Consider the following 18,401-nt stretch of genomic DNA (forward strand, 5'->3'; position numbering starts at 1 on the left):
TGGCCTCGTGGGTTTGGGTTGCCGGGTGGCGCTTCGCTTACCCGACCTACAAAGAGTGCAGTCCGTAGGCCGGGTAAGGCGAAGCCGTCACCCGGCAAAACACGATCAGTTCTGCAACACGGACGACACCAGCAGCTGGGTGTACGGATGGTGTGGATCGTCGAGCACGCGGTCGGTCAACCCACTTTCCACCACCTGACCCTGCTTCATGACCAGCAGACGGTCCGCCAGCAGACGGGCAACGCCCAGATCGTGGGTGACAATCACCACGGCGAGGTTCAGCTCCACCACCAGACCGCGCAGCAGGTCGAGCAGGCGCGCCTGCACCGAGACGTCCAGCCCACCGGTGGGTTCATCCATAAACACCAGCTTCGGATGGGTGACCAGATTTCGGGCGATCTGCAGACGCTGCTGCATACCGCCGGAGAAGGTTGTCGGCAGGTCGTCGATGCGCGAGGCGGGGATTTCCACCTCTTCCAGCCAATGCTGCGCCGTAGCGCGGATGTTGCCGTAGTGGCGCGCGCCGGTCGCCATCAGCCGTTCGCCGATGTTGCCCCCGGCGGAGACCTGACGGCGCAGGCCGTCCATCGGGTGTTGATGTACCACGCCCCACTCGGTGCGCAGCAGGCGGCGGCGCTCGGCCTCGCTTATGCCATAGAGGGAGCGTCCCTGATACAGGATCTCGCCGTGTTGCGGCGCGAGGCGCGCGGAGATGGACTTCAGCAGGGTGGTTTTACCGGAGCCGGACTCGCCGACAATGCCCAGCACTTCGCCCGGCCACAGCTCGAACGACACGTCGCTGAAGCCTTTGCCCGGCGCATACAGGTGGGTCAGGTTATTAACCGAAAGCAGCGGTTTCATTGGCTGTTCGCCTCGCTCTGTTGGCGGCAATAATCGGTGTCGGAGCAGACAAACATCCGTTTGCCCGTGTCGTCCAGCACCACTTCGTCCAGATAGCTATGCTTCGAGCCGCAGATAGCGCACGGCTCGTCCCACTCCTGCACCGTAAACGGATGGTCGTCGAAATCGAGGCTTTCGACACGCGTATACGGCGGGACGGCGTAGATGCGTTTTTCACGTCCGGCACCAAAGAGCTGCAGGGCAGGCATCATGTCCATCTTCGGATTATCGAATTTCGGGATCGGAGACGGGTCCATCACGTAGCGCCCGTTGACCTTCACCGGGTAGGCGTAGGTGGTGGCGATATGGCCGAAGCGGGCGATGTCTTCATACAGCTTCACCTGCATGATCCCGTACTCTTCCAGGGCGTGCATGGTGCGGGTTTCGGTTTCGCGCGGCTCGATAAAGCGCAGCGGCTCTGGGATCGGCACCTGGAAAATCAAAATCTGATCTTCCGTAAGCGGGGTTTCCGGGATGCGGTGACGGGTCTGGATCAGCGTCGCATCTTCGGTTTTTTCAGTGGTGTTGACGCCGGTGACGCGCTTAAAGAAGTTGCGGATCGACACGGCGTTGGTGGTGTCGTCGGCCCCCTGGTCGATGACTTTCAGCACGTCCGCTTCGCCGATCACGCTGGCGGTAAGCTGAATGCCGCCCGTGCCCCAGCCGTAGGGCATCGGCATTTCGCGGCCGCCGAACGGCACCTGATAGCCAGGGATCGCCACCGCTTTCAGAATGGCGCGGCGGATCATGCGTTTGGTTTGTTCATCCAGATAGGCAAAGTTGTAGCCGCTTAAATTAGCCATTTTCGCGCTCCCGTTGCAGGCGTTTCAGCAGTTCCAGTTCGGCCTGGAAATCGACGTAGTGCGGCAGCTTGAGGTGCGAGACAAAACCCGCCGCTTCCACGTTATCCGCATGCGCCAGCACGAACTCTTCGTCCTGTGCCGGGCCGGAAATGTGTTCGCCGTAGTCCGGTGCCTGCAGTGCACGGTCGACCAGCGCCATCGCCATGGCCTTACGCTCGCCCAGGCCAAACACCAGCCCGTAGCCGCGGGTAAAGTGCGGAGCTTCGTTTTCAGGCGCGACAAAACCGTTGACCATTTCGCACTCGGTCATCAGCAGTTCACCGACGTTCACCGCAAAACCCAGCTCTTCCGGCACAATTTCGATGTCGAGGTAGCCACTGCGGATCTCTGCCGCAAACGGGTGGTTGCGCCCGTAGCCGCGCTGGGTGGAGTAGGCCAGCGCCAGCAAATAGCCTTCATCGCCGCGCATCAGCTGTTGCAGGCGCGAAGAACGTGAACACGGGTAAACCGGCGGCGTGCGGGTGATGTCGTCCGGCGTAGCGCCTGAATCCTCTTCTGCTTTAGCGAGCCCCTGTTTCGCCAGCAGGCTAAAGACGTGTGGGGAAGGATCTTGCTGAGGTTCCGCGGTATTGAGTTGCGGTGCTTCGCCGTTCGCCAGCAGGGTGAAATCCAGCAGGCGATGAGTGTAGTCATAGGTGGGGCCGAGCAGCTGGCCGCCGGGGATGTCCTTATAAACGGCAGAAATTCGGCGCTCCAGGCGCATCTCCGCCGTTTTCACCGGCTCGCTCACTGCCAGCTTCGCCAGCGTGGTACGGTAGGCGCGCAGCAGGAAGATGGCTTCCACGTTATCGCCGCTGGCCTGCTTCAGGGCCAGCGCCGCCAGCTCGCGGTCGGCGATGCCACCTTCGGTCATTACGCGGTCGACGGCGAGGTTAAGCTGCTGCTCAATCTGGGCGACGCTCAGCTCGGGAAGCGCTTCATCACCCCGTCGTCTGTGCTCCTGCAGCGCATGGGCGGCGGCGATCGCCTTCTCGCCCCCTTTAACGGCAACGTACATCAGCACACCTCCACGTGGGTGGTTCTTGGGATCGCCAGCAGGCGCTCGCCGCAGGTCAGGATCAGGTCGATACCGAGCGGGAACGGGTGCGGGCGTTCAGTGAGTTCATGAATGATGCACTCCGGCAGCTGCGGCGCGACCATGCGCTCGTCGGCGATACCCGCGCCGGTGAGACGCAACATGCGCCCGCCGCTCAGGCTGGAGACCTGCAAAATCAGCGTGGCGCTGGTCTCCGGGGCGACGGCGCTGCCTTCGCTCAGGGCATTCAGCTGTTCATGGCTGATCTGCTCGTCGGCCACGGCAAAGACCGCCTGCTGCGGCTGCTCAACCAGCGGGGCGTTGGTGTGGAAGCGCAGGTTCTGGCTGGCGATATCGTTCAGCAATGCGCCCGAAAGCCACACCGGGGTGTCGTTGTCGGCGAGGGTCAGCAACACGCTGGTGGAGGCGAGATTGAGCGGCAGCCAGCCCTGCGAAAGCTGGTGCAGCGAGACGATCACGCCCGGCTCGCTCATGGCTTTCAGCAGGCGACGAAAACTCTGTTGGGCATCCTGGACGGCCAGGGTAAAAGCAGGTTGAAGCGTCATGCGTTGTCTCCGCGAACGAGCGTAAAGAAGTTGACCCGGCTGGTGTTCACTTCGGCCTGACGTGCGGCAAGTCGTGCGGCGCGGTCAGCTTCCAGCGGGGCGATAAGGGTTTCCATTAAGGTCTGGAAATGCGGTTGTTCCTGCAGCAGGGCGTCGATCACCGCGCAGCGCTCGGCGTGCTGTTTGTCGCGACCCAGCACGTAGCTGTAGCCCAGCGTGCCGCTGTTCAGGCGGATCACCGCGCGGGTGAGAGTGGCATCGCCCGCGAAGAAGCGTTCGCCGGTGCCGCCCATGCGCGCCTGGATCTGCACCAGGCCGATTTCCGGTGCGCGGATAGTGTCGTAGTCTGGCGTCAGGTCGAGCGCGTTCATGCGGCTGCACAGCGCAGCAGGCTGGCTATGGGCCAGCACGCGCATCCAGCGTTGACGGGTGGAAGTATCGAAATGCATTCAGTGCTCCATGGTGAATTCAATCATGTCGGCGCGGGTCAGGCTGACGGAGTATTCCGTCGCGTTGATCTCGCCGTCACGGTGGTTGAGGGTGCGCACGCAGAGCAGCGGGGCCATGTTGGGAATTTCCAGCACCTTGCTCTCTTTCGCCTGCGCGCGGCGGGCGCTGATGCGCGTCTGGGTGCGTTTGAGCGCAATGCCGGTGGCATCGCGCAGGAAGTCATGCAGCGAACCGCTGGCAAAGTTTTGCAGCACAGGCCAGAGCGTCAGGTCCGCAAAGTAGTGGTCGATCTGGCACACCGCCACGCCGTTGACCCGGCGCAACGTGCGCAGGTGGATAACGTTGTCGCCTTCCTGAATCCCCAGCGCGTCCGCCACGTGGCTGGAGGCCGGACGCAGCACCGAGAGCAGCTTTTCGCTGGTGGGGTGGCTACCCTGATCCAGCAGGTTCTGGCTAAAGCGCGCCTGGGCGTTCAGCGGGTAGTCGAACGGGCGCATCAGCACCAGCACGCCGACGCCCTGACGGCGCTGTACCCAGCCGCGCTCAACCAGTTGGTCAATGGCGCGGCGCAGCGTGTGGCGGTTCACTTCGTAGCGATCGGCAAGCTGCTGTTCGGCAGGCAGGTAATCTCCGCAGCGGTAGTGCGTGCGCAGTTCCACTTCGAGCTTTGCCGCAATCTCTTGCCAGCGGGTCGGGTAACTGGTCGGATGTCTGGATAAGTGCATATAAAACAAAGCCTCGCTTCTCAGATGAAGTGCTTACGCAAACGTTGAGAGAGGAAATCCAGCAGGCTGACGGTGATGATGATGAGCACCATCAATGCGCAGGTTTGCTGGAACTGGAAACCGCGAATCGCTTCCCACAGGGTGACGCCAATCCCGCCTGCGCCGACCATGCCGACGACCGTGGCGGAGCGGACGTTAGATTCGAAGCGGTACAAGGAGTAGGAGATCAGCAGCGGCATCACCTGTGGCAGCACGCCGTAAAGAATTTCTTCGATTTTATTAGCACCCGTCGCGCGAATGCCTTCCACCGGGCCGGGCTCAATGGCTTCAACCGCTTCAGAGAGCAGCTTGGAGAGCACGCCGGTGGTGTGGATGAACAACGCCATCACGCCCGCAAACGGACCCAGACCGACAGCCACGACGAACAGCATCGCAAAGACCATTTCGTTGATGGCGCGGCAGGCGTCCATCAGGCGACGCATCGGCTGGTACACCCACCATGGCACAATGTTTTCGGCGCTCATCAGGCCAAACGGAATAGAGAGAATGACGGCAAGGGCGGTGCCCCAGACGGCGATTTGCAGGGTGATGGCCATTTCACCGAGGTAGTCCTGCCACTGGCTGAAGTCCGGCGGGAAGAAGTCCGCGGCGAAGGTTGCCATGTTGCCGGAATCTTTGACGAGCAGCAGCGGGTCCATTTCCGCGCCCTTCCAGGAGATAACCAGCACCGCCAGCAGAATGGCCCAGCTTAAAAGCGAGAACCAGCTGCGTTTCGGCGGTGGGAGGGTGATGGTTTGCATGTTTTACTCCGTGGGTCTTTGTGTGCCGGATGGTGCTACGCTTATCCGGCCTACGATCTGTTCTCCCTCTCCCTGTGGGAGAGGGCCGGGGTGAGGGCATCAGCGTGCGCATTTCCCCCTCACCCTAACCCTCTCCCTCAAGGGAGAGGGGACGTCAGTTATTGCACCGCTTTATTCACGCTGGTCATGGCGCTCAGCGCGGCGGTCAGGCGGTCCAGATCGTCCAGCTGTGCCTGAATGGCCGACACTTTGCTGGTCTTCTCTTCCTCATTCAGACCTTTGTTGTCCTTCACGCCCTGCATCTCTTTAAACAGCGCCAGCTGGCGAATCGGGACCAGTTGCAGGTCGCTTGATGGGCGGAATGGTGCCCAGCCCAGACGCTCCAGAACGGTTTTCTCTTCCGGCGTTTTGCCGTAATTCATGAAGAAGTCGTAGACCTTGTCTTTGGTGCTTTCAGACAGGTTTTTACGCCACACGATTGGGTCGCCAGGAATAAGGGGCGATTTCCAGATCACCTTCAGTGCTTTCAGCTTGTCTGGTGCGGAGGTCTTTAGCTTGTCGAGGTTTTCGGTGTTGTTAGTCGCAACGTCGACCTGCTTATTCGCCACGGCCAGAGCGTTCGTTTCATGGCTGGCATTCACCGTGCGCTTGAAGTCGCTGGCGGAGGCGTTGTTTTTGGCGAAGACGTAGTAGCCAGGGACGAGGAAGCCTGAGGTAGAGTTCGGGTCGCCGTTACCAAAGGTGAGATCTTTGCGTTTGGCGAGCATGTCGTTGAGGTTGTTGATTGGGCTGTCTTTGTTGACGATCAGCACGCTCCAGTAGCCTGGGGAGCCATCAGCCGCAACGGTCTGGGCAAAGACCTGGCCGTTCGCGCGGTCCACCGCTTCCATGGCGGAGAGGTTGCCGTACCAGGCGATGTCCACTTTGTTGAAGCGCATCCCCTGGATGATGCCCGCATAGTCCGGGGCAAAGAAGGCGTTCACTTTGATCCCCAGTTTGGTTTCCATATCTTTCAGGAACGGTTCCCACTGAGGTTTCAGATTCTGCTGTGATTCCGTCGAAATAATGCCAAAGTTCAGCGCCTTTTCCTGCTCTTCGGCGTGGGCCGGGCTTAACAGGGTGCTGATGCTGAACATGCTGGTGAAGGCCAGCGCGGCAACCGTTTTATAGCTCATTTCCATTCCTCGTTGTGGAGACGTTAAGCAGCCTGCGCGTTCTCTTCGACGCGGTTAATGCTGCGGTAGAGATGGTCAAAACGTTCGTTATCAAACTGGTGGCTTGCGCCATCAAAGAAGACGTGCCCCTGACGCAGCGCGACGATGCGCTCGCAGTAGCGCAGGGCGTAATCCACCTGGTGCAGCGTTACCACCACGGTGATGCCGTCGTTCTGGTTAATGTCGCGCAGGGTTTCCATTACGATGCGGGCCGATTCCGGGTCCAGCGAGGCGATCGGTTCGTCGGCCAGAATGACTTTGGCTTTTTGCATTAATGCGCGGGCAATCGCCACGCGCTGCTGCTGTCCACCGGACAGAGTGGAGACACGCTGGTGGGCAAAATGGGCCATGCCAACGCGGGTCAGCGCCTGCAGAGCCTCTTGTTTCTGGGATGGCGAAAACCAGCGCAGGCAGGTGCGCCAGAATGGGGTGCTGCCGAGTGCGCCAATCAGCACGTTCTCCAGCACCGTCAGACGATTCACCAGGTTGAATTGCTGGAAGATGTAGCCCGTCTGGGCGCGGCTTTTGCGAATATCGCGTGCCAGGCGGCCTGCGCGTTGCACGGTGTTACCCAGCAGCTCGACGTGACTTTCCGGCGTTTTATCGCAGGTAATAAGGCCGCTTAAATGGCGCAGAAGGGTGGATTTACCTGAACCGGATGGCCCCAGCAGCGCTACCATTTCGCCCTGCTGGACGGTCAGATCAACGGCATGCAGAGCCTTATTGTGATGGAAGGTCTTGCTCAGTTTCTCGACGCGGATGACGGTTTGCATGTGCGGGGCCTCACGTTAAATGTGGCCTCATGCTGGCGCATCAATATGACATTTGGGTTAAGTCTGGGTTGCGGGAATTTGAAGAGTTAATGTGATAGCGATGACAGCCAACGCAGGCGCGGTCAGCGCAGCGCCTCCGGGTGCTGTTGCCGGATGTGCTGCGCTTATCCGGCCTACGACGTTTGCTGCTGCTTAACGACGTTTATCATCCACGGCACACCGTATTTATCGGTGACTTTGCCGAAGCCGTGCGCCCAGAAGGTCTCCTGCCAGGCCATTTCGACATTGCCACCTGCGGCAAGGTTATCGAACCAGCGTTTACCTTCCTCGACATCCTGTGTATCCAGTACCAGCGTAAATCCGGCGTACTGTGCGCTGCTGCCTGGTGGCAGACCGTCGCTCATCATGATATCGCTGCCAGCAATACGGACATTAGAATGGGCGATGGCTGAATCCGGAAATTGCATGGCAGACGGGCAGCCTTCTTCGCTGTGGTCGTCTTTTGGCATTTCGCCGAAGGTGATTTTATAGAGAAGTTCTGCGCCGACAGCGTGCTGATAGAAGGCGGTTGCCTCTGCACAGTTACCGGCGAATGAGATGTAGGGACTTAATGGCATAATCATTACCTCAGGTAAGAGAAGCCCGTTAAGTGTAGTCCCCGCAGGCCCGGTAAGCGAAGCGCTACCGGGCGGGTGAATCAGTTCTTTTTCACGAACTCAGATTTCAGCTTCATCGGGCCGAAGCCGTCAATTTTGCAATCGATATTGTGATCGCCTTCAACCAGACGGATGTTCTTCACTTTAGTGCCGATTTTCAGTATGGAAGAGCTGCCCTTTACCTTCAGGTCTTTAATCACGGTGACGCTGTCGCCGTCAGCCAGCAGATTACCGTTCGCATCTTTAACGATCAGTTCATCGCTTTCCTGCGACGGCTCTGCATCGTTCCATTCATGCGCGCATTCCGGGCAAATGAACATGCCATTATCTTCATAGGTATATTCAGAATTGCATTTCGGGCAGTGTGGGAGTTGCATGTTGGTATCCTCAAAAAAGTGTTAACACGCTGGAAAATGCCAGCTAAATGACGGCAGGATGCCGTAAAAGGCCGCAAGTATAACGCAAATCCACACTTTTGTCGGTGCCATTGCGTGATAAAAAAAGTATGAAAAATGTGTCCGGGGTGACACTTCCTGTCAGTCAGTTAAGCGATGCTTACTTCATTAACACGATGAATAGAAACGACGCTAAATATATCGAATATTTTATTGCATCAAATTGCTACGCTCTTCCATTTCGGATAAGGTTAAGCGATACGTTGTTATTTATCCTGCTCTCTGACGTCATTCATTTGATGGCGGTGGTGAATTACCTCTCTTTTCAGGTGGGTAAATAACAATGATATATCCTTAAGTTTCCTGAAACTGAGCGACGTTTTTTATCTTTTGGCTTCCTGGCCAAGGGGGATGTTTTACACGCCTTGCAAGGATAGAAATATATTTCTTATTACCATCAAGTAGTTATATTTAGTGAACATGTTTTCCATACGTGATCATATAAGCCGAAACAGCATTATTAAAACAAAGTGGCTTAATAAAAGTAATAAATTTGCGTTAAGGGAAGGCTTTTATCATGCACACACAGACCATTTTTGAATTAAGCCAGGAAGCAGAGCGCTTGTTACAGCTCGCACTGCAGAATCTTGATACGTTGAAATCAATGCCGATGGCGATGCTGGACAGTACCGCCGCCGCCATTACGGGCGTTAATAACAATGTACTGCCGTTGCATTTCAGTGCTCGCGGCGTTGATGCACAGCAGGCAATGCTAAATAATGAATTACGTAAAATAACCCGTCTTGAAATGGTATTGGCTATCGTCGGAACCATGAAGGCGGGTAAATCGACCACCATTAACGCGATTGTGGGGACTGAAGTATTGCCGAACCGCAATCGCCCTATGACAGCACTTCCTACCCTGATTCGCCATACGCCGGACCAGAAAGAGCCGGTTCTGCATTTCTCGCATGCCTCTCCTATTGATGCATTGATTCAGCAGTTGCAGAAAAAGCTCTGCGATTACGATCGCGGTAAGCTGGCGCAGCGTCTGGAAATTGATAAAGACATGAACACGCTGCTGGAGCGCATTGAAAAAGGGGAGGCGTTTGAAAAGCATCATCTGGGTGCAGAGCCGATATTTCATTGCCTGAAGAGCCTTAATGACCTGGTGCGGCTTTCCCAGGCTCTGGGCGTTGACTTCCCGTTTTCTGAGTACGCCGCCATTGAACACATTCCGGTGATTGAAGTGGAGTTTGTCCATCTTGCGGGTCTGGATGCGCATCTTGGTCAGCTGACGTTGCTTGATACGCCGGGGCCGAACGAGGCCGGGCAACCGCACCTGCAAAAAATGCTTAGCGAACAGCTGGCGCGAGCGTCAGCGGTTCTGGCGGTGATGGATTATACCCAGCTCAAATCTATTTCCGATGAAGAGGTCCGCCAGGCGATTTCCGTGGCGGGAAAATCGGTGCCGCTGTATGCGCTGGTCAATAAGTTTGATCAGAAAGACCGCAACAGTGATGACGAAGAGCAGGTCAGGGCGATGATTTCCGGCACCTTAATGAAAGGGAATATCTCGCCGGGACAGATTTACCCGGTTTCGTCGATGTGGGCTTATCTGGCGAACCGCGCCCGGTATGAAATGAACACCTACGGGCGGCTTCCCGATCCCCTGGAGCAGCGCTGGGTGCAGGATTTTGCCGAAGCTGCGTTAGGACGTCGGTGGCGCACGGCCGATCTGGATGATATTGACCATATTCGCCACGCCGCCGATCTGCTGTGGGAAGATTCTCTGTTCGAACAGCCGATCCGCAAGCTGATTTACGCCGCGTATGCCAACGCCTCGTTGTTCGCTCTGCGTTCTGCGTCGCATAAGCTGCTTAACTACGCGCAAAATGCCAGGGAGTATCTCGATTTTCGCTATCAGGGGCTGACGGTCGCTTTTGAGGAGCTTGAGCTGAATATCACACGTCTTGAGGACGATATGGCGATGCTGCAGACGCGCCAGAGTGTGGTCAGTGATGAAGTGACACATGAAGTGGAAGAGGCGCTTAATGCCACCGATGAGTTTATGGCCCGGCAGAAGACGTCGCTCCAGCAGGCGATTGGTCATCTTTTCAGCCGCCATAATGTTTTAGATTTGGCGGGCCTTGCACCGCGCAGCGACGAGCCGGACGCGCTGAATCAGCTGGTGCTTGAGGACGAAGGGCAGGCACAGATCGTGCTGAGTAAGATCCGTTCCTCCTGCGAGCTGATTATGCTGGACGCGCAAAATAAAATTGCCCGCGAGCTGGCGTTACGTTTCGATCAACTGGAGTCGACGCTGGCGCGTTCGCTGAATGAGGCGATGCGTCCGATAGAGACGCGGATTAAAGAGCAGTTAAGCGACGCCGGATTTCGGGCGCGCATCAGCTTCCCGGCGTTTCAGGCGAATCAGCTTAACTTCAACACTCGCGTGCTGTTTAACGATGCCATTGCGCCGGATAACCGCCCGGCGGGGCAGCCTTCCGGGGCGGGCAGTATGCGTGAGACGGTATCGCGCTGGCTAAACAACCCTGGCTGGGGCTGGGAGGATTATGTGGTGGCGCGCACGCGGTACGTTATCGATGTCGCGCAACTTCATGACAAGTTTATGCGACATATTGATCAGTTTTGTGAACAAATCCGTAAGGCTTTGGCTGCGCAGGTCGATGTCTCTGTTACGGCAGGTATGGCAACGTTCTTTGCTGAATTCTCGCTATGCCTGGCCGGGTTACAGGAAAGTTTGCGTGATAGCCTCGCCGTGCGGCAGCAAAATGAGCATTCGACCCGAGCGCTCAGCCAGCTGTTAAAACAAAGCCTCACGACTGCGACGTGGATTCAGGAAGATACCCGACTGTTACGTGATGATATTCAAACCTTATTCGCGGCAGAGCAACCATGACAACACCGCTACTGAACGGTCCTGGGCGGACGCTGGAGTGTATTCATCCGAAATTTATGGTCGATCTGGTTCAGGGGGTGGACGCGTCGCGTCATACCCAACTGGGCCCACAGCAGCTGCAGTTTCGTGAGCGTTTGACTCAGGAGATCATGACGCAAACCCGGTTGCGGCCGTGGGCGATGGCGGGAATGCTCAACGAAAATGCAGCATTACGCCTGGGCCTGGCGGAGAAACTGGCTGGTATGCTTGACCCCGGCCATCTGGCGCTGACGCGTATGACTGACAAACTGCTGGCGTTGCGTCAGCAGACGAACCTGCGTGTGGCCCAGTCTCCGGGGCTCATGCAGCAGTACGACGAACTTTCTTCTCACTTTAAACAACGTGCCGCTTATAAAGAGAAGGCGCTTACGCAGCGCGGGCTAACGGTGCAGGCGGGGGAACATAGCGAGCAAATTTTTACCCGCTGGCGTGCCGGGCAGTATGACGGCTGGTCACTGGCCGGGCGCTGCTATATTGCTCTGGAAGAGTTACGCTGGGGGCCATTTGGTGATGCCTGCCGTCTGGGGAATGACGATGTGGCGGCAATGCTCAAAGACAACCTGCGCAGCATGGCGGCGAATTACCTTGCGCAGGGGATTAATGCCTCGCCCACGACCCGCCATTTTTACCATCAATGGCTAGCGACGCCCGCCGCTCCGGGCCTGATGGATCATAAAGATATGCTGGGCTGGCTGGGTGACTGGTGCCAGGCGGATAAACATCCGGTGAGCTGGTCAGTCACGCAGAACTGGCAAACGGTAGCGCTGGGAATGCCAAGACTCTGTTCGGCAAAACGACTGGTTGAAGGGATGGTGGAAGAGATTTTTGGTGGCTGAAGCAATCCCCCTCTTTACAGGAGGGGGAGGGTGTATCAATGGTGCAATTCGACGGGTTTTGATTCTGTCTGAACGTCTGGAGCATTTCCGAAGCGTCTGGCGTACAGCGCTGTGATGATGGGCACCAGAATCGCCGTCACAATCACACTGGCGGCAACTAGCGCCGTGGCAGAAGCCGCAACGGGTTCAAACGCCGGGTTAATCTGGGCAATAATCACCGGGTTCGCCACTGCAGCGCCTGCCGCAGAAGAGGCGGCTACACCCGCTGTACCGTTTCCTCCACCAATGACGCGGTCAGCGATAATCAGCGGAATGCCGGTGATAACGATGACTGCCACGCCCAGTACAATCCCCAGCAGGCCGGTATCAAGGATCACGTTCAGATTAATGGTATTACCCAGCGCGAAGCCGAAGAACGGGATCAGTACCGGCGTGGCTTTGCTGAAGAAATCACGCAGATCGTGATCGAGGTTACCCAGCGCAAAACCGATCAGGAACGGCAGGATCGCGCCGACAAAGTGATGGGGTTCAAAGGAGGCCAGACCCGCAGAGCCGAGGATCAGCATGGTCATCAGCGGGCCGGACTCCAGAGACATCAGTACAAACGCGCCCGATTCTTCCTTTGTGCCGTACTGGTTCATCAGGCTGGCATAGAGCCCGCCGTTAGTCATGTCCATTGCTGAAACGATGGCCAGAACGGATAATCCGGCAAAGAACCCGGTCTGAACACCATTCTCTGGAATGAACATCGCGCAGACCATTGCCACCACCCATGCGACGGCTATTTTGGTGAGCACCAGCGTGCCGGATTTCCGTAAAACTGTACCGGTAGCACGCAAATTAATTGAGGCACCGATACAAAAGAACCATACGGCCAGGATCGGTACTGTTCCGGCAATCATCCCTTTTGTGAAACCACCAAAATAAGCGCCAGTGTCTGGTGCCAGCGTATTTAAGATCGCGCCCAACACCAGCGGAACCAGCATCATCCCACCGGGAATGCGTTCTATCGTGGCTTTAATTTTCATCATTAACCCTCACATCTCATCCCGCGTGACTGGCGGAAAGATCAAAAATACAATTCATTGAATTCAATTAAGTAACTGATTTATAAGTCACTTAATTTATTACCCATGCAATAAAATTTAATAAATGTGCTCTGCTAACTACGCGTGCAAGCGCATAAGGTGTTGCGTTCGGATTTATCATGCGATCAATGGAATAATGATTCAATGAAAATAAAACAGTGTTTTAGTTATCTTCGTCACATATTCAATGTAAACAGAGAAATCGTCTTTGAATAATTAAAAATTATGTAAAGTTGATGTGAAGGAATGTGGCTGTTTTTTTGTTCTGCAGGCAATAATAACCTGCGTGAAAATATTTTCTGGGTATCGCCTGAAAAAGGGTGTACCCGCATTAATTGACATTTGTTGAAAACAACTGACGAACTGGAAAGAATATGTGTGAAGTTGATCACATATATAAACGCTGGTAGGGTAAAAAGGTCATTAACTGCCCAGACAGGCGTCAACAGGTTCGGTTGTATCGACGCAAAACGTCAATGTAAGTAAACCTGCTACGCTTGAATAAGGTGATTCGCATGGAGCGAATCCCAGGTTCACAGATCGCGAACGGGACTGTGAATCGGACAGGGCTGAGTCTACGAGGAAAGCTATGCTTAGAAGGAAAAAAGTTAAACCGATTACGCTGCGCGACGTCACCATTATCGATGATGCAAAACTGCGTAAAGCGATTACCGCCGCTTCGCTCGGTAATGCGATGGAATGGTTCGATTTCGGTGTCTACGGTTTCGTGGCCTATGCATTAGGTAAAGTGTTTTTCCCTGGTGCCGATCCCAGCCTGCAGATGATTGCCGCACTGGGTACGTTCTCCGTTCCCTTCCTGATTCGTCCACTGGGTGGTCTCTTTTTCGGTATGCTCGGCGATAAATATGGTCGCCAGAAAATACTTGCTATCACCATTGTTATTATGTCGATCAGTACATTCTGTATCGGCCTGATACCGTCCTACGCCTCGATTGGCATATGGGCACCGATTCTGCTGCTGCTCTGTAAGATGGCGCAGGGCTTCTCCGTCGGGGGCGAATATACCGGTGCGTCGATCTTCGTCGCGGAGTATTCCCCGGACCGTAAACGCGGCTTTATGGGAAGCTGGCTGGACTTCGGTTCGATTGCCGGGTTTGTGATGGGCGCGGGGGTCGTGGTGCTGATTTCAACCGTGGTTGGTGAAGAGAACTTCCTCGACTGGGGCTGGCGTATTCCGTTCTTTATAGCGCTTCCGCTGGGTATTATTGGTCTTTACCTGCGTCACGCGCTGGAAGAGACGCCTGCGTTCCAGCAGCACGTTGATAAGCTGGAGCAGGGTGACCGCGAAGGGTTGCAGGAAGGCCCGAAAGTGTCGTTCAAGGAGATTGCGACCAAACACTGGCGCAGCCTGCTGACCTGTATTGGTCTGGTGATTTCCACCAACGTGACCTACTACATGCTGCTGACCTACATGCCGAGCTACCTGTCGCATAACCTGCACTACTCGGAAGATCACGGTGTGCTGATTATTATCGCCATCATGGTCGGTATGCTGTTTGTGCAGCCGATTATGGGTCTGTTGAGTGACCGTTTTGGTCGTCGACCGTTTATCATCCTTGGCAGTGTGGCGTTGTTTGCGCTGGCGATCCCGGCCTTTATTCTGATTAACAGTAATGTGCTGGGCCTGATTTTTGCTGGCCTGCTGATGCTGGCGGTGATCCTCAACTGCTTTATCGGGGTGATGGCCTCTACGTTGCCAGCTATGTTCCCGACGCACATTCGTTATAGTGCGCTGGCGGCGGCCTTTAACATCTCGGTTCTGATTGCCGGTCTGACGCCGACACTCGCAGCTTCGCTGGTGGAGAGTACGCAGAATCTGATGATGCCTGCTTATTACCTGATGGTTATCGCGGTGATTGGCTTGATTACGGGTATCACCATGAAGGAGACGGCAAACCGTCCTCTGAAAGGCGCAACGCCTGCGGCGTCTGATATCCAGGAAGCGAAAGAGATCCTGCGTGAGCACTACGATAATGTAGAGCAAAAGATAGAAGACATTGATGCAGAGATTGAAGAGCTGCAGAAAAAGCGTTCTCGCCTGGTGGATCAGCATCCACGAATTAACGAGTAGTGATGAAACCCGCCGCTGGCGGGTTTTCTTTTATTAGCACCCGGCGGCGATATAGTCGCCGTTGGCGCTGATGGGAATTACCGTCAGGAACAGAATGGTGGCAAACAGGATCAGTACGATCCCCCCGATAATTTTGGCGACAGGCAAGACCCCGTTCAGGCTGGAGTCACCACCAAAAAATGACACTGTGCGCTCACGTGCATAACGCACCGCCAGCGATAGCCCCATAATCGAGAGCGCCGTTCCCAGCGACATGGTCATCACAGCGGCAATGCCCCAGGTCACGATCCCGAGCGCGTTTGAGAACATCAGGATCATAATTGCACCGCTGCACGGACGTGCGCCGATTGCCAGAATGACCCCCAGGCGCGTTTTCCAGTCGCCTTTGGTCAAATCCAACCCCACCCCGTGATGGCCGCAGCCACAGTGTTCATCATGCTGGTGGAATGGCTTGATGGCTGAGATAACCATTCTGCGGGGACGCAGACTCTTCAGCGCCTGATAAATGATAAACATGCCAAATGCGCCAATCAGCACGGCACTGATCTTCTCTACGTACCAGCGACTGGTACTGATATCACCCGACGCAAGGTTGAGCCCAACCGCCAGAATAAAGACAAACAGAATCGCACTTATACCCTGCATAAGGCTGCCGAGAAACGGCACGACGCGCGCGGCGAGCTGGCTTTCTTTATTTGTAGTGAGATAAGTGGTGACGATAAATTTGCCGTGTCCCGGCCCGATAGCATGCAGTACGCCATAAAAGAAAGCGCCCGTCAGCAACCATAAACCGCCGCTGTACTGGTGGTTATTGAGCTGCAGCAGGTACATTACCAGATAGCGGTGCAGGGTGATTTGCGTGGCAAGGCACCACTGTATAAAGGTGTTCCAGTGGGCATGCAGGGTAAACCCGGCAAAGAGGATCGCCAGCGCCAGCAGTCCTGCTGTAGGGATGCGCCAGTCACGCGTTAGACGTTGTGTAGTCATGGGGGTGGCCTGCAGGGGGAATATTTGCCGCTAGTATAGTTGATTTTTCCCCTTGGTTTGCAGGATCACCCGGCCGGGCTGGACATAATTGTGGATAACTCTGTGTGTAAAAAGGTATAAGGCGGGGTTTTGCTGTGGAATGCAGCAGTCAGTCATTTTTCTGTCATTTAACGGTTGCGGCCTGCAGAGAACTCCCTATAATGCGCCTCCATCGACACGGCGGATGTGAATCACTTCACAGACAACCCGGTCGGCTGAAGAGAAAAATCCTGAAAAACAGGGTTGACTCTGAAAGAGGAAAGCGTAATATACGCCACCTCGCGACAGAGCGCTGAAGCGCGTCGCAACTGCTCTTTAACAATTTATCAGACAATCTGTGTGGGCACTCAAAGTGACATGGATTCTTAACGTCGCAAGACGAAAAATGAATACCAAGTCTCTGAGTGAACATACGTAATTCATTACGAAGTTTAATTCACGAGCATCAAACTTAAATTGAAGAGTTTGATCATGGCTCAGATTGAACGCTGGCGGCAGGCCTAACACATGCAAGTCGAGCGGCAGCGGGAAGTAGCTTGCTACTTTGCCGGCGAGCGGCGGACGGGTGAGTAATGTCTGGGAAACTGCCTGATGGAGGGGGATAACTACTGGAAACGGTAGCTAATACCGCATAATGTCGCAAGACCAAAGAGGGGGACCTTCGGGCCTCTTGCCATCAGATGTGCCCAGATGGGATTAGCTGGTAGGTGGGGTAACGGCTCACCTAGGCGACGATCCCTAGCTGGTCTGAGAGGATGACCAGCCACACTGGAACTGAGACACGGTCCAGACTCCTACGGGAGGCAGCAGTGGGGAATATTGCACAATGGGCGCAAGCCTGATGCAGCCATGCCGCGTGTATGAAGAAGGCCTTCGGGTTGTAAAGTACTTTCAGCGGGGAGGAAGGTGTTGTGGTTAATAACCGCAGCAATTGACGTTACCCGCAGAAGAAGCACCGGCTAACTCCGTGCCAGCAGCCGCGGTAATACGGAGGGTGCAAGCGTTAATCGGAATTACTGGGCGTAAAGCGCACGCAGGCGGTCTGTCAAGTCGGATGTGAAATCCCCGGGCTCAACCTGGGAACTGCATTCGAAACTGGCAGGCTGGAGTCTTGTAGAGGGGGGTAGAATTCCAGGTGTAGCGGTGAAATGCGTAGAGATCTGGAGGAATACCGGTGGCGAAGGCGGCCCCCTGGACAAAGACTGACGCTCAGGTGCGAAAGCGTGGGGAGCAAACAGGATTAGATACCCTGGTAGTCCACGCCGTAAACGATGTCGACTTGGAGGTTGTGCCCTTGAGGCGTGGCTTCCGGAGCTAACGCGTTAAGTCGACCGCCTGGGGAGTACGGCCGCAAGGTTAAAACTCAAATGAATTGACGGGGGCCCGCACAAGCGGTGGAGCATGTGGTTTAATTCGATGCAACGCGAAGAACCTTACCTGGTCTTGACATCCACGGAAGTTTTCAGAGATGAGAATGTGCCTTCGGGAACCGTGAGACAGGTGCTGCATGGCTGTCGTCAGCTCGTGTTGTGAAATGTTGGGTTAAGTCCCGCAACGAGCGCAACCCTTATCCTTTGTTGCCAGCGGTTAGGCCGGGAACTCAAAGGAGACTGCCAGTGATAAACTGGAGGAAGGTGGGGATGACGTCAAGTCATCATGGCCCTTACGACCAGGGCTACACACGTGCTACAATGGCGCATACAAAGAGAAGCGACCCCGCGAGGGCAAGCGGACCTCATAAAGTGCGTCGTAGTCCGGATTGGAGTCTGCAACTCGACTCCATGAAGTCGGAATCGCTAGTAATCGTGGATCAGAATGCCACGGTGAATACGTTCCCGGGCCTTGTACACACCGCCCGTCACACCATGGGAGTGGGTTGCAAAAGAAGTAGGTAGCTTAACCTTCGGGAGGGCGCTTACCACTTTGTGATTCATGACTGGGGTGAAGTCGTAACAAGGTAACCGTAGGGGAACCTGCGGTTGGATCACCTCCTTACCTTAAAGAACCTGCCTTTGCAGTGCTCACACAGATTGTCTGATG

16 protein-coding genes and 1 rRNA gene are annotated in these 18,401 nt (G+C 55.6%); 4 read left to right on the top strand and 13 right to left on the bottom strand.

Features of this window, described 5'->3' with window-relative positions:
- Window positions 1–105: 105 nt before the first annotated feature.
- The 11 genes from phnK to EoCCA6_RS13945 form a co-directional block, all read right to left on the bottom strand.
- Complete coding sequence (gene phnK, locus EoCCA6_RS13895; RefSeq protein WP_152083145.1) at window positions 106–861, bottom strand: phosphonate C-P lyase system protein PhnK; 756 nt, start codon at window positions 859–861, stop codon at window positions 106–108.
- The gene (phnJ, locus tag EoCCA6_RS13900; RefSeq protein WP_152083146.1) at window positions 858–1,703 is read right to left on the bottom strand and encodes an alpha-D-ribose 1-methylphosphonate 5-phosphate C-P-lyase PhnJ; all 846 of its coding nucleotides are present in this window, start codon (window positions 1,701–1,703) and stop codon (window positions 858–860) included. The genes phnK and phnJ overlap by 4 nt, the downstream gene beginning before the upstream one ends.
- Window positions 1,696–2,760 (bottom strand): carbon-phosphorus lyase complex subunit, encoded by a 1,065-nt coding sequence (locus EoCCA6_RS13905; RefSeq protein ID WP_152083147.1) that lies wholly within the window; start codon window positions 2,758–2,760, stop codon window positions 1,696–1,698. The genes phnJ and EoCCA6_RS13905 overlap by 8 nt, the downstream gene beginning before the upstream one ends.
- Window positions 2,760–3,344 (bottom strand): phosphonate C-P lyase system protein PhnH, encoded by a 585-nt coding sequence (phnH, locus tag EoCCA6_RS13910; RefSeq protein ID WP_003860219.1) that lies wholly within the window; start codon window positions 3,342–3,344, stop codon window positions 2,760–2,762. Before phnH ends, EoCCA6_RS13905 begins: the two co-directional genes overlap by 1 nt.
- Window positions 3,341–3,793 carry a phosphonate C-P lyase system protein PhnG gene (gene phnG, locus EoCCA6_RS13915; RefSeq protein WP_152083148.1) on the bottom strand — a complete coding sequence of 151 codons (453 nt, stop codon included), beginning with the start codon at window positions 3,791–3,793 and terminating at the stop codon, window positions 3,341–3,343. The genes phnH and phnG overlap by 4 nt, the downstream gene beginning before the upstream one ends.
- Window positions 3,794–4,519, bottom strand: coding sequence for a phosphonate metabolism transcriptional regulator PhnF (gene phnF, locus EoCCA6_RS13920; RefSeq protein WP_152083149.1), 726 nt, complete (start codon window positions 4,517–4,519; stop codon window positions 3,794–3,796).
- A gap of 20 nt (window positions 4,520–4,539) precedes the next feature.
- Complete coding sequence (phnE, locus tag EoCCA6_RS13925) at window positions 4,540–5,319, bottom strand: phosphonate ABC transporter, permease protein PhnE (protein ID WP_152083150.1); 780 nt, start codon at window positions 5,317–5,319, stop codon at window positions 4,540–4,542.
- 158 nt (window positions 5,320–5,477) lie between these two features.
- Window positions 5,478–6,494, bottom strand: coding sequence for a phosphonate ABC transporter substrate-binding protein (gene phnD / locus EoCCA6_RS13930; protein WP_152083151.1), 1,017 nt, complete (start codon window positions 6,492–6,494; stop codon window positions 5,478–5,480).
- Between the two features lie 23 nt (window positions 6,495–6,517).
- Window positions 6,518–7,306, bottom strand: coding sequence for a phosphonate ABC transporter ATP-binding protein (gene phnC / locus EoCCA6_RS13935; protein WP_152083152.1), 789 nt, complete (start codon window positions 7,304–7,306; stop codon window positions 6,518–6,520).
- A 173-nt stretch (window positions 7,307–7,479) separates the two neighbouring features.
- Complete coding sequence (gene yjdN / locus EoCCA6_RS13940; RefSeq protein WP_152083153.1) at window positions 7,480–7,923, bottom strand: VOC family metalloprotein YjdN; 444 nt, start codon at window positions 7,921–7,923, stop codon at window positions 7,480–7,482.
- A gap of 80 nt (window positions 7,924–8,003) precedes the next feature.
- Entirely contained in the window at window positions 8,004–8,339 is a 336-nt protein-coding gene (locus EoCCA6_RS13945; RefSeq protein WP_152083154.1) for a zinc ribbon domain-containing protein YjdM, read from the bottom strand.
- Between the two features lie 595 nt (window positions 8,340–8,934).
- Between EoCCA6_RS13945 and crfC the strand changes: the two genes are divergently transcribed.
- Together crfC and EoCCA6_RS13955 are read left to right on the top strand one after the other, a co-directional pair.
- Window positions 8,935–11,280 (top strand): clamp-binding protein CrfC, encoded by a 2,346-nt coding sequence (crfC, locus tag EoCCA6_RS13950; protein ID WP_152083155.1) that lies wholly within the window; start codon window positions 8,935–8,937, stop codon window positions 11,278–11,280.
- Window positions 11,277–12,155, top strand: a complete 879-nt coding sequence (locus tag EoCCA6_RS13955) for a diguanylate cyclase regulator RdcB family protein (RefSeq protein ID WP_152083156.1) — start codon at window positions 11,277–11,279, stop codon at window positions 12,153–12,155. Before crfC ends, EoCCA6_RS13955 begins: the two co-directional genes overlap by 4 nt.
- Window positions 12,156–12,190: 35 nt before the next feature.
- Here the strand turns inward: EoCCA6_RS13955 and kdgT are convergent, their stop codons facing one another.
- The gene (gene kdgT / locus EoCCA6_RS13960; protein WP_152084457.1) at window positions 12,191–13,183 is read right to left on the bottom strand and encodes a 2-keto-3-deoxygluconate transporter; all 993 of its coding nucleotides are present in this window, start codon (window positions 13,181–13,183) and stop codon (window positions 12,191–12,193) included.
- Between the two features lie 649 nt (window positions 13,184–13,832).
- Between kdgT and proP the strand changes: the two genes are divergently transcribed.
- Window positions 13,833–15,335 (top strand): glycine betaine/L-proline transporter ProP, encoded by a 1,503-nt coding sequence (gene proP, locus EoCCA6_RS13965; RefSeq protein ID WP_152083157.1) that lies wholly within the window; start codon window positions 13,833–13,835, stop codon window positions 15,333–15,335.
- Window positions 15,336–15,368: 33 nt separating this feature from the next.
- On the opposite strand, the gene EoCCA6_RS13970 is transcribed toward proP, so the two are convergent.
- On the bottom strand, window positions 15,369–16,322 hold the full coding sequence (locus EoCCA6_RS13970) for a nickel/cobalt transporter (protein WP_152083158.1): 954 nt from the start codon (window positions 16,320–16,322) through the stop codon (window positions 15,369–15,371).
- Between the two features lie 492 nt (window positions 16,323–16,814).
- Here EoCCA6_RS13970 and EoCCA6_RS13975 point away from each other — a divergent pair.
- Window positions 16,815–18,356, top strand: a 16S ribosomal RNA gene (locus EoCCA6_RS13975).
- Window positions 18,357–18,401: the final 45 nt, after the last annotated feature.

Origin of the sequence: Enterobacter oligotrophicus, from assembly GCF_009176645.1 — a bacterium.
GTDB lineage: Bacteria > Pseudomonadota > Gammaproteobacteria > Enterobacterales > Enterobacteriaceae > Enterobacter > Enterobacter oligotrophicus.

Coding starts and splice junctions, on each gene's coding strand:
- yjdN (WP_152083153.1), bottom strand. CDS start 7,923: ATGCCATTAAGTCCCTACATCTCATTCGCCGGTAACTGTGCAGAGGCA.
- phnG (WP_152083148.1), bottom strand. CDS start 3,793: ATGCATTTCGATACTTCCACCCGTCAACGCTGGATGCGCGTGCTGGCC.
- phnJ (WP_152083146.1), bottom strand. CDS start 1,703: ATGGCTAATTTAAGCGGCTACAACTTTGCCTATCTGGATGAACAAACC.
- proP (WP_152083157.1), top strand. CDS start 13,833: ATGCTTAGAAGGAAAAAAGTTAAACCGATTACGCTGCGCGACGTCACC.
- phnH (WP_003860219.1), bottom strand. CDS start 3,344: ATGACGCTTCAACCTGCTTTTACCCTGGCCGTCCAGGATGCCCAACAG.
- crfC (WP_152083155.1), top strand. CDS start 8,935: ATGCACACACAGACCATTTTTGAATTAAGCCAGGAAGCAGAGCGCTTG.
- phnF (WP_152083149.1), bottom strand. CDS start 4,519: ATGCACTTATCCAGACATCCGACCAGTTACCCGACCCGCTGGCAAGAG.
- phnC (WP_152083152.1), bottom strand. CDS start 7,306: ATGCAAACCGTCATCCGCGTCGAGAAACTGAGCAAGACCTTCCATCAC.
- EoCCA6_RS13905 (WP_152083147.1), bottom strand. CDS start 2,760: ATGTACGTTGCCGTTAAAGGGGGCGAGAAGGCGATCGCCGCCGCCCAT.
- EoCCA6_RS13970 (WP_152083158.1), bottom strand. CDS start 16,322: ATGACTACACAACGTCTAACGCGTGACTGGCGCATCCCTACAGCAGGA.
- phnK (WP_152083145.1), bottom strand. CDS start 861: ATGAAACCGCTGCTTTCGGTTAATAACCTGACCCACCTGTATGCGCCG.
- EoCCA6_RS13945 (WP_152083154.1), bottom strand. CDS start 8,339: ATGCAACTCCCACACTGCCCGAAATGCAATTCTGAATATACCTATGAA.
- phnE (WP_152083150.1), bottom strand. CDS start 5,319: ATGCAAACCATCACCCTCCCACCGCCGAAACGCAGCTGGTTCTCGCTT.
- kdgT (WP_152084457.1), bottom strand. CDS start 13,183: ATGAAAATTAAAGCCACGATAGAACGCATTCCCGGTGGGATGATGCTG.
- EoCCA6_RS13955 (WP_152083156.1), top strand. CDS start 11,277: ATGACAACACCGCTACTGAACGGTCCTGGGCGGACGCTGGAGTGTATT.
- phnD (WP_152083151.1), bottom strand. CDS start 6,494: ATGAGCTATAAAACGGTTGCCGCGCTGGCCTTCACCAGCATGTTCAGC.